The following is a 13815-nucleotide window of genomic DNA, read 5'->3' on the forward strand; positions in this document are numbered from 1 at the left end:
AATGAGCAGCATGGAGAATCGCAAGAATGAGCCGAATGGAATGCGAAATGCGAATGAGCCTGACAGGAGCGCCGTGCGGCGCAGATGTCGGCTTGGGGACCCGCGGGGGCCGAGGCATTGACTGCGCGCAACCCTGAACGGGTACGCCTGCAGCCCGCCAGGAGGATCCGTGCGCGGCGGGAGTGCGAATCTCGATGAGGCACCCCGCCGGTGAACCCGGCGCGGGAGACGCTTGCAGCTGGGGCCCGCACCCCGAAAGATGCGGGCCCCAGCTGCGAAGTCGCATTCAGCGTCAGGCGGGAACGATGTTCTCGGCCATCGGGCCCTTCTGGCCCTGTGCGATCTCGAAGTTTACCTTCTGGCCTTCGAGCAGCTCGCGGAAACCCTGGGCGGCGATGTTCGAGTAGTGGGCGAACACGTCAGCGCCGCCGCCCTCCTGCTCGATGAAGCCGAAGCCCTTTTCCGCATTGAACCACTTCACAGTACCAGCAGCCATGTCATCTCTCCTTTGGGGCAGTACACCGGGATCCGCGCTGCGCGGACCCCGTGTCGCCGCGATGATTGCCCCGACCGGAAAAGACCGGAATACAAAAGCCCTCCCGACGGCACAGAATCCGACCAGGGGGGCTTGAAGTTTGGGAACCACAACTGCAACCGAGACCGACAGTAGCACGCCGCAACGGCCTGTGTACGTCGAATAATTTCATCCCGACCATCGGGATAAAAACCCTCTCCACGCGGCCCGCCAAACCCTCATCCCGCGGGCACAGATATTGATTATCTGAAGCGCAACGTTTCGGGAAGAGCGGCGAGCGCGTTCAGAGCGGATAATCACCTCCGCACGCAACCCTCCGAGGCCCTGACCAGGACTTTGCTGCTGGGTGGGGCGAGTACGGGCATTTGCGTAAGTCGGTCCAGGCGGGCCACGAGGCAGGACGAATCCGAGCGCGCGCAGTTTCCGGGCACAACCGGACAACAGACGAGGCCGCCGCTCGAACGGAGCCGAGAGCTTGGGAAGAAGCCACGGCAACCGACGACAACGCGGCGAGGTGCGGTGCCCGGGCCCGCGAGCCCGGCGTGATCCGAACGAGAGGCCCTAGTAGTGCTTCGTTAGGTTCTGGATCCGGTCAGGGGGCGGCCGCAGGTGGTGCAGGTTCCGGTCCAGCACCGCAGGAGGCCCTGCAGGGCGTCTCCGGGGAGGACGGCTCCGCGCTGGTGGAAGACCACGGTGCCGGCTGCCTGGGCGATGGTCTTCTTCTGCGCTTCGATGACGTGGATGAGTTCCTCGTCATCGTCCGAGGCCAGGGTGAGCACGCCGTGGAGGGTGTGCACTCCGTCGCCGGCGCCGTAGGACCAGCGTTCCGGAGCGCTGCCATCGACATCGCCGTTGCTCTCGGCGCGGGCGGCGGCGCCCTGCCGGTAGACGCCCAGCGTGGTTTCGGCCGGGGCGTCCTCGAAGATCTCTTCCTTGCCGGTGAGCATCTGCAGGCCGGGGTAGGTCACGCTGAAGTTCAGCCAGGTGACCTTCAGATGCTTTGGGTCGACGCCCCGCCGGCCCGGCGGTGGGTGCTGAACTCCTCGTTGAAGTGGGTGACCTGGGCAGTGGTGGCGATTTTGGGAATGAGGTCCTTCAGCCAGCCGCGGGCCTTGGCCGCGTCGGTGAAGTGCAGGAACAAAACGGTGGTGTGGTCCTTCTTGAACCCGGCGAGGATGTCGCCCTGGATCTGGGGCTGTAGCGCAGCGGCAGCGCCGTGCCGTGCTCAGATCTCGGGTGTGAGGAGGGCGCGCCGGCCGGATTGCAGCGTGTACGTGCTGACGCATCGAGCAGGCCATCTCCTGGGGCGTATCGCCTGCCCTTACCTCCCCCAAGTCCCGTTCGCACCTCGACTCCGCCGACCGGGCCGGCCTTCGGAGGCTGGGGCAACTGCCAGACCGCCGGAGAGGCATACAGCGCCGGCACGCCTCTGCCAGGGGACAAAAGCAGCGCGTGCGAGCTTTGGACGGGTGGCTGTGCACCCAGGAACGAGCTCTGGTCCACTGGTCCATACGGGCTCTAGTCCACTACGGGCTCTGGTCCCCTTCTTGTGGTGTGGTCACATGCTGTACTCACTCGGCTCGACTGCTGAGACGACCGCGCCTACTTCAAGTTGGCGGGAGCTGGGGTGGTCGGTCATGAGCGAATGGTCGCCGGAGGTGCTTGAGGTCCTGGAGGCTTCGGGATGGATGCCTGGCAGACGGGTCGGCACGGCTGGCTGGCGGTCCATGTTCGAAGATGTCGGCATCGTTGTGCACGATGCTGCGGAGGCATTCCTCCAGGAGATCGGAGGGCTGACCGTCAGCATCGGGGGCCCGGGAATCAGCCGCGCCCGCGAGCCGTTCGAACTCGACCCGGAGCTGGCGCGGGGAGAGGAGGACCGGTTCTCGGAGTGGAGCGCCGTGCTGGGCAGAGAGCTCTTTCCGCTCGGTGAGCTCGATCATGGCCGATTCTTTCTCGGCATCGATGAGGGTAGTGAGATCTATCTTGTCGAGACCTGGGTCGCCAGCTTCGGGGCAATGCCGCACGCCCTCGAGAATCTGATCCTCGGCGTGCTGCCCCGCAGGATCGACGAGGGTCACGGGTAGCCGGAACATGTCTGGTGACAGGGTTACTTGGCGAGTAGGACGCGCTTGTGGAGGAGCTTGAATCCCGACGTCCCCCTCGTCGCCGCCCCGAGTTGGTCGCCGGGATCAGCGCCGACGTTGCGCTGGACGGGGCCGGCCGATGGCGGCGCCCGCTCCGGCTGCTCCGCCCTCGTAGTGATCTCGCCCCGGCCGACGTCCCTCGGTTCGGACGGGGCAACGAGCCGGCGGCCGGGTGACCGAGGTTGTGGTGATGCGCGTCGATGCGCCGTATCCCGGCGCGCGTGGCGCGCGGCCGCCGGTGCGCGCACGGCCCGACGATCCGCCGTGGGACAGACCCCGGCACATCATTAACGCTGCCGAAGCGGCCTGCGGGCAGCAGCGGAAGAAGCGGCCCGGCAAGGCGCAGCGCGAGGCGATCAAGCGGGCGCAAGCAGCGAAGAAGACCGGCGGCGGGAAACCGGCCGGCAAGAAGACCGCGGCGAAGAAGACCGCGGCGAAGAAGACCGCGGCGAAGAAGACCGCGGCGAAGAAGACGGTGCCGCTGCCGCGGGGCTCGATTCGGGCCGCGTGCCCGGGTACCCGCCCGGGCCCGCTTCAAGGACTACGGCGGCAAGGGCGAGGTCATCAGGAAGATGACCGATGGCCGGGGATGCCCCGGGTGCGCGCCCCGAAGGCCGTCGGAGGCCGAGCGGGAGGTCGCCAGGAACAAGCCCGAGGTGTGTGCGGGTCCGGGCGGGTTCCGCTGGAGCGGGGAGTCGAGCGAAGCTCAAGACTCCATTTGGAGCTTCCCGAGCAGCTCCGCGACAAGGCCACGGACGTACGCCTCATCCGTACCGGGGATCGAGAAGACCACCCGGAAGTAGAGCGGCGCAACGATCCGGTCCAGAATCTGCTCCAGGGACGGGGGCGCGTCGCCGCGCTCCCGCGCCGCGTCGAGGACGGGGCGGAAGCGCTCACTGACCCTGTGCAGGCATTCACGCAGTCCGTCGCGCCTCTCGTCGATGTCGGGCGCGACCTCGGCGCGGAAGAACGCGATGCCGCCGGGCCGGGAGAGCTCCGTCAGTGTCCAGAGCGTCTGGTTCTCAAGGTCGGTGCGCAGGTCGCCGACGAGCGGGGGCGCGTCGGCGTCGCCGTGGTGCTTGGCGACGTCGGCCAGGAGCGCGGCGAGCGTACCCCAGCGACGGTAGAGAGTACTGGAGTTGACCCCCGCGCGCTTGGCCACGGCGGGGAGGGTCACCTGGTCGGCGCCGCGCTCGCTCACCAGCGCAACCACGGCGCTGTACACGGCGGCACGGACGTGGCTGCTGCGGCCGCCGGGCCGCTTCGTCGGTGCGTCAGCGTTCACGTTCACCCCTCCACCTTAAAGCAAAGAGTTGCGCTTTAGCGGGCAGGGGCTTACGGTCGCGTTAAAGCAGAGATCACTGCTTTTAGCATTGCGAAGGGAATGTCATGTCCACCAACGAAGCCTCCTCCCTCGCCCTCGGGCGCACCTTCCACCAGGCCCTTGTCTCGGGTGACTGGGACGGCATCCGGGCCCTGCTGCACGACGACGCCACCTGGACCCTGCCCGGCGACAACACCATCTCCGGCACAGCCGACGGCGCCGACGCAGTGGTGGAGCGCGCTCAGCGGATTGCCGCATACGGCCTCAACTTCGAGCTGCTGCATCTCCTGGTCAGCAGGGAGAACATGGCGCTCTCCCTGCACAACACCGCGCACCGGGAGGACGCTGTGCTGGACGAATACCTGGCCACGGTCTGCCGGCTCCGCGACGGAAAGATCGCGAGTATCGAGACCTACCTCTCCGACGTGCCCGGGATGAACGCCTTCTTCGTCTGACGACTCCCAGCTGGACGGGGCAAGCAAGTCGCCTGAGGGGCACTACGGCACTACGACGACTGCCTTGCTCTCGACTCCTCCTTGGAGCAGTGCCGCTGCGAAGGCATCACGGCAGAGGCAGAGGCAGAGGCAGAGGCTGAGGCTGAGGCGTACGACGCCGAAGAGGACGACGCGTTTGCCCAGGAGCCGAGTTGGCGGCAGTCGTTCTGAGACTGAGTCGTTGGGCCCACACACTGCAGCCCTCGGCAGATCAGGGTTATGACATAGCTTCTGACCCGGCGCCAGGAAGTGTGGCTCCTGCCACGGACAACCCGCCCGGTCCAGGCCCGGTCCAGAGAAAACGGGCACCCGTCGGCGGTGACCGTCAGACCGCGGACAAGGGGTGCTTCCTCGCGGTGGTCCCGGCCCGTACGCCTCGCGCGGGCGGGCCGGACCTGTCACCGATCCGGCCGCGTTCGGCCGGAGAAACCGAGGATGCGATGACCACCGCCCCCCCCACTGACGCCGGCGGACGCCACGGCCGCAGCGAGCCCCGCAGCGAGCCCTGCGGCGAGCCACGCGCCCAGCCCCGCAGCCCCGATCCGCCGTCTGTCGGTTGCCGCTGAACAGGCCCCCTCTTCGGCCGTCCCGGCCCCGTACAAGGACCGTGGGGAGACGGCACCGTACTGGTTCTCTGCCCTGCGCGACCGCGACGCGCTCGCCGCGTGGCGCCCCGGCGCGCCGCCGGCGGTGGTGGTGCCGGCCTGCCATGTCACCAACTGTCACCAACCCGGTCACGGCGCTGGTGCAGCTCGCCGCGGATGAGCCGGACGGCTCACCGGCCGCTGAACTGTGCTGGCACCTCTCACGGCATGTCCGTCACCGCGACCATGCTTCGATGACCCGCCATATCGCCGAGCTGCGCAAGAACGCGAACCGACGGGGGTGACGGTGCTCATCTGGTGCTTGGTGCTTGGTGCTTGGTGCTTGGTGCTTGGCGCTTGGTGCGGTGCCGGCCGAGCTGCGCCGTGCGGAGCCGACCGCGCCGTCGGAGATGGTGCGCCGGGCGGGGTGGCTGTCTCTCACCGAGCGTCGCGCCGTCCTGGCGCACCGCGTCGTCGATTTCGCTATGCGGTGGGACGGCGGCGAGGGTTGGCACACCGGCGCGGCTGTGAGCGTACGGCCCGCCTCCTGCGCCACCGCCCGGCAATGGGCCGAACGCCTGGTGCCGGCCGACCGTGAACAGGCTCCGACCGTTCTGGAGCACCAGTTGCTGGACAACGCCCGCGACGCCGAAACCGACGTCCTGATGCGCGCCCCGGTCACCGGCGTTCCGGCGTTCCGGCGCTGCGCCGCTCGCCGGAAACCGAGGACGAAGACATCTTCACCTTCGCACTGCAGCGTCTGCCCACCACGTCGCCGCTCGCGTCCCTGACTGTCAGTGGCGATACGTGCTGGATCCGCACCGAGGACGGTCAGCTGCGGTTCGCACCCGAGCGCGAAGGCTGCGGGGGGGCTGGGGCTACCTCGGCACCGGCTGCCACAACCTCGCCCAGCTCCTGGACATCCTGCTCCAAGACATCCTGCTCCAGGACATCTCCGCCCCAGCGGCGGGCCCCGGAGCGCCGGAGCCGCCGCGCGGGCTGTTCGAGCTGCTGTGCACCACGCCGCAAGACGGCTCGACCACCTGCACCCGCGCCCAGCTGCCGGCCGCCCGGGCCGCGGACGCCTGATCGCCCCCGGGTCTCCAGCCCCGGTCCACCTGCCAACGCGTACCGCCCTGCGCCTGCACAGGGCGGCACGAGCGGCGAGCGGGGTTACCGCTCCGGGGCCGCCCGCGCCGGCCTTCGCTGTCCGTCGCGCCGTGTGGAAGAGGCTGGGTCAAGAGTCCGACGTCAGGTAGCCGGTGCGCCGGAGATCTGTGCGTCGTCTGTGCGTCGGTGAGGGAGGGAAGGATCCAATCGGGTGCCTGCGGTCGGGGCCGTGCGGCCGATGAGGTTTCTCGGTCCTCGGTCCTCGGTCCTCGGTCCTTGGGCCTTGGTCGGATGGGTGGTTCAGCGCAGTCCGGCGAAGAGGTCGTTTTCGGGTACGGGCGCGCCGGTGGTGTCCTTGACGCGTACGAAGGTCTCCATGCCCATCAGCTCGCCGAACCGCTCCTTGCCCATCTTGAGGAAGAAGATGTTCTCGCCCTGGCTGGCGTGCGCGGCCAGGGCGTCGAACTTCTGGCCGCTGAATGCGGTGGTGTCCACCCACGTGGTGACCTCGTCGTCGGGGAGGCCGATCTCGGCCATCGCGGCGGTCTCGGCAGGATCCGGCTCGGGCATGTCGGGATGAAACTCGCGCAGGATCTCGCCGAACCGCTGCATGCCCGAGCGGGGAATCGTCGTCCAGTACACCTTCGGTGTCAGCGCGGTCATCTCCAGCGCCGCCATCGTGATGCGGTGGGCCTGGATGTGGTCGGGGTGGCCGTAGAAGCCGTTCTCGTCGTAGGTGACGACCACATCGGGCTGGTAATGGCGCATGAGTTCCGCGAGTCGGGCGGCGCCTTCTGCCACGGGGGTCTGCCAGAAGGATCCGGGGGCCTCGTTGCTCGGCCAGCCGATCATCCCGGAATCGGCGTAGTCCAGCATTTCCAGGTCGCTGATCTTCAGGACGTCACAGCTCTCCCGAAGTTCTTGGCGGCGCATCAGGGCGACGGCCGCGGGATCGTGCTCGGGGTCGCCCGGCTTGACGCCTCCCGGTCCGTCACCGCAGCCGCCGTCGGTACATGTCACGAGAACCGTGCGGATGCCTTCCGCCGCGTACCGCGCGAGGATCCCTCCGGTCGAGGTGGCCTCGTCGTCGGGGTGGGCGTGCACGGCCATGAGCGTCAAGGGCCGGTCGGTCATGAAACAGTCCTCCTGCAGAAATCCGTCGTGGCCCGAGTGTGCGGCGGGCGTTCCGCGATCCCGAGGCCCGGTTCCTGGCGGGGCGGACGACCTTGCGGTCTCCGTGTTCCCCGTCCGTGCGGTGTCGGTGCCTCGGCTGATGCAACAGTGCCGATCGGGCCGGCTGTTCCCGGCGCGCCCGTGGCCTGCCTTCCGGGTGTCGGCGTTTCCACGCGAACGAGGTACAGGCGACCTTCACGTCTGAGCGCCACGTCGGATCCGACTTCCCGTCCGGCGCCAGCGATCAGTGCGCCTCAGCGACAGCCGGCGCCCCGTCATGTCCTCGAACAGCACGCCGATACAGCAGGCCGATACAGCAGGCCGTGCCGACCGTTACCTGGAAGATGAACGGCCATGCGGCGCCTTCCACTCGATGACGGCCGAACCGCCGACGCCAGGACGCCGACGCGCCTGGTCAACCGCGGCTCACTCGACCCTTGGGCTGCGAAGAGGACCGCAGACAGCAGCGACCGGGCAAAATCTTCCGCCTGGCCACTGCTACGCCTGCCACCGTCGCCCAGAACTGTGACCCAGGGGTACAGACACCCCGGCGACTCCTACGCCCAGTCCAGCCCGAGGCCGGCGAGTTGGGCGAGTTAGTCGCCGGTGACTTCGTGCGCCGGCCCTTGGCGTTGGACAGCCACACCCCCAGCCGGACCTCGACCGCTGCGCTGCCGTCTCCGTCCCAGTGCCCCCCAACGCCTCTACGTGGGCCTGGGGACAATCACAGAGCCCGTACGAAGCCGAGCAGCCCTGCACCGACGCGGTACAGGCGGCCGACGCCCGGCGCCGTGAGGCGGACCAGGCGAAAACGCTCTCCTCATCCATCGACGCCACCAGCTCCTCCGGCAACGGACCCGCCACCGACTCCCTGGCAGGCGCACCGGCGCACCGGCGCAGCACAGCATCACACGTGCTGCCCGGAGGGAAACCGATCGCCGAGGTCGTGCTGACGGTGCTGCACACCGGCGGCAAGCTCGGTGGGATGAGCAGCAGGGGCCGAACGAACCCATGCTTGTCCGCCGTTGCGGGCAAGCAGGCAGGCAGGCAGGCAGCACTTTCCCACTCCCGGGGCGGGACCGCGGCGAAACGGCCGAAGCCCTGCGGAGGGGCCCGGCCCTCTGCTACCACCGAGACCCGCAGACCCCAAGACCGCAGGGGATCGGAAGGGAGGTGGTCGCGATGGCAGCAGAGCGCCGGGTGGGCAACCTGCCCGACGAAACCAGCCGGCTGGTCGGGCGGCGGGCGGAGCTGGCCGAGGTGACCCGGCTGTGCGGACGGTCGCGGCTGGTGACCGTGACCGGGGCCGGGGGCGTGGGCAAGACCCGACTGGCGCAGCGGGCGGCAACCGAGCTGCAGCCGGGCTTCACGGACGGGGCATGGTGGGTGGAACTGTCCCCACTGCGCGACGGCAGCACGCTGCCGTACGCGATCGCCGAGGCGCTGCCGCTGGCCGACCAGACCACCCGGCCGATGATCGAAGTGATCGCCGAATACCTCGCGGCCCGGCAGTTGCTACTGGTGTGGGACACCTGCGAACACCTCCTCCAGGACTGCCGGGAGACGGCGGCGACGCTGCTGACCGTCGCGCCGGGCCTGCGGATCCTGACCACCAGCCGCCGCCCGCTCGGCCTGCACCTCGAGGAGATGCTCAGCCTCGACCCGCTCCCGCTCCCCGAGACCGACACCGACGAGGCGGCGGACGCGGTGGTGCTGCTGGCCGACCGAGCCGCGCAGACCGTGCCCGGCTTCGCCATCACCGACGCCAACCGCACCGAACTGGCCACCCTGTGCCGCCGCCTGGAAGGACTGCCCCTCGCCCTGGAACTGGCCGCGGCCCGCCTGCGCGAGATGCCCCCGGCCGAGCTGAACAAGCAGCTGGACGACCGCTACGCCATCCTCGGCAACACCAACGGCGAGGACTTGGGCGCCACCCCGCCCCCAAGCTCTCGGCTCCGCTCGAGCGGGGAGGGACCCCCCTGGCACCAGGCGCTGCGCACCGCGATCGGCTGGAGTCACGAGCTGTGCACCCCGGCCGAACGCCTGGCCTGGGCGCGGCTGTCGGTCTTCGCCGGCACCATCGGCACCGCCGCGGCGCGCCAGGTGCTGGCCGACGAGCACCTGCCCGCCCACCAGGTCCCGCACCTGCTGACCGCCCTGGCGGAGAAGTCGATCCTGACCTGGGTGCCCACCGGGGCCGAGGAGCGGTACCGGATGCTGGACACCCTGCGCGAATACGGCGCCCACTGGCTGCGCGGCCTGGGCGAGGAACGGGCAGTGCGACGCCGACACCTCACCCACTACCTGCACCTGGCCCACCAGGCGGAGGACGCCTGGATGGGACCCGACCAGATCACCTGGTACGAACGGATGGTCGCCGAACACGCCAACCTCCGTGCCGCATTCGACCACTGCCTCGCCGAGGAAGACCCACCGGCCGCGCTGGAGCTCGGCGGGACGCTGTGGTTCTTCTGGCACGCCTGCGGCTTCGGCAAGGAAGGGCAGCACTACCTGCAGCGGGCACTGGCGCGGGAAACGACGCCCGGACCGGTCCACGCCAAGGCCCTGTGGGCCTGCGGAATGGCCGCCTACGGCCAAGGCGACACCGAAACCAGCCTCCACTACGCCAAAGCCTTCCGCACGGCCGTGGCAACGGAGGCCGACCAGACCGCACCGGTCGCCGCCGCCTTCCTGACGGCCGCCAGCCTCGCACTGAGCGGCCGACCCGCCCCGGCCGTGGAGATGCTCGACGCGACACTGCACACCCGGCCGACAGCCGGACGGTACGACGCCGCCTGGATCCTGGCCTGGATGACCCGCGCCTACGCCTTCATCCACCTCGGCCGGTTCGCCGACGCCGCGGCGGCTGCCGCCGCCGGACGCGACGAGTGCGCCGGACACGGCGAGACCTGGGTACGCACCTACGGCGACTACATCTGCGCCCTGGCCGCCCAGGGACGACAACGGCCCGAGGAAGCCGCCACCCACGCCCGCAGCGCCATCGCCGGAAAACACCGCCTGCACGACAGCACCGGCATCGCCATCACCCTCGACCTACTCGCCTCCGCCACCATCGCCTCCGGGCACGCCGAGCAAGGCGCCCGCATCCTCGGCCTGGCCCACCAGATCTGGCAGACCGTCGGCACCCCCCAACTGGGCTCACCAGAACTCATCGCAGCCCGCACCGCGTGCGAAAAAACGGCCCGCCGCCTCATCGGCGATGACGCCTACCAGGCCGCCTTCCACACCGGCTGCACCACCGCCCCCGACACCGGCATCGCCGAAGCCCTCACCCCGCCCGGCCCCCCATCACACACCCCCGCACAGCCCGACCCCACCGGCTGACCCCGCCCCCCCAAGCCCCATCCACCGATCCCTCCCCACGCCACCGAAGAACCCACCCCAGCGCTCCCCAAAGACGACCCCGCCGCGATGCGCCACTGCATCGAAGGCGCTCCAGCCCACCGCAGCATCTCGATGACCGGGACACAATCCTCGGCAACGCCTACGCCCACTCCAACCCGAGGTCGGCCAGCTGCGCGAGCTGGTCGGCGGCGAGCTTGGCACGCCGGCTCCTGGTGTTCGACAACCAGATGCCGAGCTTCACCTCCCTACCGTCCCCCAGCACCTCCACATGAGCCCTGGGAACGGTCACAGAGCCCGTACGGGCCTTGTACTGCGCCAGGGCCGCCACCCCCCGCTCGAACGCCCCAGAACCGCCCTTACGGCCCTTCCCGACCGCCTTGGGCGCGGGGAGCGGTTCGATGCCGAGCTGCTCCAGGCGCTCGCGCTGCCCGGCCGACAGCTTGCTCCAAGTGGTGTGCTCGCGCTGCCGGGCCAGCCACCGCCCGATGTCAGCGCCGCTGACGGTGACACCGGGCAGCAGATCCTCCACCCGGGCCCCGCCGGCCAGGCACTCCCGCACGGCGGCGTAGTGCCGCTGCCAGTCGACCGGCCACGCCGGGTTCCACTCCGGATCGATCGCCGCCAAGGCGGCGGCCCGCTCGGGATGCCCGTCCAGTGCACCCGGGCGGCGCATGTTCGACAGCCACTGCCCCACCGGACGGTCCAGCGCGGTGGCCGGCCGCGGCGCGGCGAGCGTGCGATGCTGCTCGAAGTACACCCTCGCCGCGGCAAGGTTCTCCTCGAACGCCGCATCCGCCGCGTCCCACACCATCCCGAGCTTCTCCAACCGCTCCGCCCGCGCACCCGACATGGTCCCGGCCCCGTACGCGCGTCGCTGCTCCGCCGTCCACTGTCCCAGCGGATACGGCCCGGGCGGCTCCTTGTGGTCATACGGCACCCGCGCGTGTCCCTTCCGCTCCACGAACCGCCTCAGCGCGGCGTAGCCCCGCGCCCAGTCCTGCCGCTCGGTGTCGATGACGTTGAAGGAGACCCATTCCGCGACCATCACCGGGTCCCGCGGCGCGGCAAATCGCAGCAGAAGACGGGATTCCTCTTCCCCTTCCTCCGGCGCCGGCCCGATACTCACAGACGGATCCACGACCCGCTTCTGATTTTCCTGGGGAATGGCAAGAAGCTCGATGACCTCTTCATCATGAGCACGCAGCCCTTGCAATACCTTGATCAACGGGTGATAACTGCCGGAGGTGAACATGTCCTCCGGCCGCTCCCCGGGCGCCAGGAACACCGGGACGATGAGCGAGGCGAGCTTCCCCTCACCCGGCTGCTGCCGCAGCGCCCGGCCGATGGCCTGCACGATGTCGTGCGGCGCGCCTCTGGGATCTAGGAGGGCAACGCTGTCTACCGCTCGAATGTCAACACCTTCCCCCAAAACGCGACAATTCGAAAGGAACGCCCGTCCGGCCCGGGTCGCGAACTCACCCAGCACACGCCGCCGGTGCTCGGCCTCGTGCTCGCCACACAGCCAGTCCGCCCAGATCCGCCGCGGGTACTTCTGCGGATCATCCGCATGCAGCTTCGCCGCCACCGCCGGCAACCCCTCGGCGTACGCCTGCGCCTCGATCGTCCGGTGATGGAACGTGATCATCGTCTGCAGCTGATGCTCCGCCGCAGTCCGCAACATCGCCGCCTGCAACGCACCGAGCCGCTCCCCGCGCACCTCCTCCTCATACCGCTGCTCACCCCACAACCGCTCCGGCGTGACCACCGGGTCCTGGAGCTCGACCACGATGATCTGGTATCGCGCCAGTAGGCCGCGGGACACCGCCTGGGCCAGGGTGAGCCGGTACAGCACGGGCCCGAAGATGCTCTCGTCGTCCATGGAGGCCGCCAGCTCCTCGGGCAGCGGATCCCGCCGCAACCCCTCCCGCTGCTCCTCGGACGGCCCTCGCTCTTGCCAGATCCGCGGTGTCGCCGTCAGGTACAGCCGGCGCACCGCGGGGATGACGTCCTGGTGGTGGATGTCCGCCCACGCCTTCCCCAGCGAGCCACTTGTCCGGTGGGCTTCGTCGACACAGGCGAGGTCCACGGGCGCGAGCTGCTGCCCGTAGGTGCCCTCGAAGGCTTCGGCGAGGACACCGAGGGAGGCGTAGGTGGCGTAGATGGTCACCGGCCCCTGGCCGTGCCACAGGGCAAGCTGAACGGGGCTGGTGGTGACGCGTACGCCCATGCTCCACAGCGCACCGTCGTCCTGGAGGGAGCACACCGCGACCGCCGGCCCGGTGTGCCCGACCTCGCGCCAGGCCCGCACCGTCTGGGTCAGCAGATCCAGCGTCGGCACCAGCACCAGAACCCGGCCGTGCGGCACCAGACGCCGCGCCGTGGAGGCAGCGATGATGGTCTTGCCCGTCCCGCACGCAGCGATGACCTGCCCGCGCAGGCCATCGCGGGGAATCCTCTTGCCCGGCGGAATGTCGAGGCCGCGCACGATGGCATCTACGGCCTCGACCTGATGGTCACGCAGTTTCACGGGCATTTCCCGTACTCCTTAGAGGGAATGAGAAGCGCATTCAGCGAAGGGTTCCCGGGGTGTGATGCGGGCTCGGGGTGGTGATGCAGTGTGGTACCAAACTCTACACACTGCATCAGCTATGGTGAATCCGATTCGGCGAGATTGGATCGTTGGGGTGACGCACTACCAGTTCACGCGCGTCGATGGGACGTTGAGGTGCATACTGTTGGGTGTCTCAGGGTCTCGAGTGGGGTACGCGCCTCAGAGGCGGAGCGCAGCGGAGCCGGTTCTCTTCGGGTGGGTGCCGGCACCGGTCCGGGCCCCGAGGCTCGATGGGGGTGTGGCCCGGAATTCCAGGGTTTACACGGGTACGGACGCGATGCATCCTCCCTCGCAGCCAGCCGTCAGGATCCCCGCTTGCGGGGATCCATCAATTCGCGCTTGCGCGAATTGATTCCTTTCAGAATTCCGCTTGCGGAATTCAATTCCCGCGCTTGCGCGGGAATTTGACGGAGCGTTAGCGGAGTCGTTTCACTGCCCAGCGCGCCAGCGCTGGGGTACCCGCTCCGCGGG

General features: G+C 69.2%; 12 protein-coding genes. 6 read left to right on the forward strand and 6 right to left on the reverse strand.

Annotated features, from left to right (window positions below):
- Positions 1–292: 292 nt before the first annotated feature.
- The 3 genes from ACIGXO_RS31580 to ACIGXO_RS31590 all read right to left on the reverse strand — a co-directional run bounded on the left by ACIGXO_RS31580 (position 293) and on the right by ACIGXO_RS31590 (position 1724).
- Positions 293–496 (reverse strand): cold-shock protein, encoded by a 204-nt coding sequence (locus ACIGXO_RS31580; RefSeq protein ID WP_399793702.1) that lies wholly within the window; start codon positions 494–496, stop codon positions 293–295.
- Positions 497–1110: 614 nt separating this feature from the next.
- A complete protein-coding gene (locus ACIGXO_RS31585; protein WP_399793704.1) occupies positions 1111–1503 on the reverse strand; it encodes a hypothetical protein in 393 nt (130 codons plus the stop codon).
- Between the two features lie 23 nt (positions 1504–1526).
- Entirely contained in the window at positions 1527–1724 is a 198-nt protein-coding gene (locus ACIGXO_RS31590) for a hypothetical protein (RefSeq protein ID WP_399793745.1), read from the reverse strand.
- Positions 1725–2172: 448 nt separating this feature from the next.
- Here ACIGXO_RS31590 and ACIGXO_RS31595 point away from each other — a divergent pair, with 448 nt between their 5' ends.
- Positions 2173–2622 (forward strand): SUKH-3 domain-containing protein, encoded by a 450-nt coding sequence (locus tag ACIGXO_RS31595; protein WP_399793706.1) that lies wholly within the window; start codon positions 2173–2175, stop codon positions 2620–2622.
- Between the two features lie 766 nt (positions 2623–3388).
- Here ACIGXO_RS31595 and ACIGXO_RS31600 read toward each other — a convergent pair.
- Positions 3389–3967, reverse strand: coding sequence for a TetR/AcrR family transcriptional regulator (locus tag ACIGXO_RS31600; protein ID WP_399793708.1), 579 nt, complete (start codon positions 3965–3967; stop codon positions 3389–3391).
- 104 nt (positions 3968–4071) lie between these two features.
- Here ACIGXO_RS31600 and ACIGXO_RS31605 point away from each other — a divergent pair, with 104 nt between their 5' ends.
- The 4 genes from ACIGXO_RS31605 (at position 4072) to ACIGXO_RS31620 (ending at position 6173) form a co-directional block, all read left to right on the forward strand.
- The gene (locus ACIGXO_RS31605) at positions 4072–4461 is read left to right on the forward strand and encodes a nuclear transport factor 2 family protein (protein ID WP_399793710.1); all 390 of its coding nucleotides are present in this window, start codon (positions 4072–4074) and stop codon (positions 4459–4461) included.
- Between the two features lie 748 nt (positions 4462–5209).
- Positions 5210–5389: a hypothetical protein gene (locus ACIGXO_RS31610; RefSeq protein WP_399793712.1), complete on the forward strand. Its 180-nt coding sequence runs from the start codon at positions 5210–5212 to the stop codon at positions 5387–5389.
- A gap of 60 nt (positions 5390–5449) precedes the next feature.
- On the forward strand, positions 5450–5875 hold the full coding sequence (locus ACIGXO_RS31615) for a hypothetical protein (RefSeq protein ID WP_399793714.1): 426 nt from the start codon (positions 5450–5452) through the stop codon (positions 5873–5875).
- 16 nt (positions 5876–5891) lie between these two features.
- The gene (locus ACIGXO_RS31620) at positions 5892–6173 is read left to right on the forward strand and encodes a hypothetical protein (protein WP_399793717.1); all 282 of its coding nucleotides are present in this window, start codon (positions 5892–5894) and stop codon (positions 6171–6173) included.
- A 321-nt stretch (positions 6174–6494) separates the two neighbouring features.
- Here ACIGXO_RS31620 and ACIGXO_RS31625 read toward each other — a convergent pair whose 3' ends face one another.
- Positions 6495–7328 (reverse strand): PIG-L family deacetylase, encoded by an 834-nt coding sequence (locus ACIGXO_RS31625; RefSeq protein ID WP_399793720.1) that lies wholly within the window; start codon positions 7326–7328, stop codon positions 6495–6497.
- A gap of 1221 nt (positions 7329–8549) precedes the next feature.
- On the opposite strand from ACIGXO_RS31625, the gene ACIGXO_RS31630 reads away from it, so the two are divergent.
- A complete protein-coding gene (locus ACIGXO_RS31630; RefSeq protein WP_399793722.1) occupies positions 8550–10712 on the forward strand; it encodes an ATP-binding protein in 2163 nt (720 codons plus the stop codon).
- A gap of 160 nt (positions 10713–10872) precedes the next feature.
- Here ACIGXO_RS31630 and ACIGXO_RS31635 read toward each other — a convergent pair whose 3' ends face one another.
- Positions 10873–13266: a Helicase associated domain protein gene (locus ACIGXO_RS31635; RefSeq protein WP_399793724.1), complete on the reverse strand. Its 2394-nt coding sequence runs from the start codon at positions 13264–13266 to the stop codon at positions 10873–10875.
- Between the last annotated feature and the right edge of the window lie 549 nt (positions 13267–13815).

The sequence above is a fragment of the Streptomyces sp. NPDC053542 genome, assembly GCF_044544685.1.
Lineage (GTDB): Bacteria > Actinomycetota > Actinomycetes > Streptomycetales > Streptomycetaceae > Streptomyces.

Coding starts and splice junctions, on each gene's coding strand:
- ACIGXO_RS31580 (WP_399793702.1), bottom strand. CDS start 496: ATGGCTGCTGGTACTGTGAAGTGGTTCAATGCGGAAAAGGGCTTCGGC.
- ACIGXO_RS31595 (WP_399793706.1), top strand. CDS start 2,173: ATGAGCGAATGGTCGCCGGAGGTGCTTGAGGTCCTGGAGGCTTCGGGA.
- ACIGXO_RS31605 (WP_399793710.1), top strand. CDS start 4,072: ATGTCCACCAACGAAGCCTCCTCCCTCGCCCTCGGGCGCACCTTCCAC.
- ACIGXO_RS31610 (WP_399793712.1), top strand. CDS start 5,210: ATGTCACCAACTGTCACCAACCCGGTCACGGCGCTGGTGCAGCTCGCC.
- ACIGXO_RS31625 (WP_399793720.1), bottom strand. CDS start 7,328: ATGACCGACCGGCCCTTGACGCTCATGGCCGTGCACGCCCACCCCGAC.
- ACIGXO_RS31630 (WP_399793722.1), top strand. CDS start 8,550: ATGGCAGCAGAGCGCCGGGTGGGCAACCTGCCCGACGAAACCAGCCGG.
- ACIGXO_RS31635 (WP_399793724.1), bottom strand. CDS start 13,266: ATGCCCGTGAAACTGCGTGACCATCAGGTCGAGGCCGTAGATGCCATC.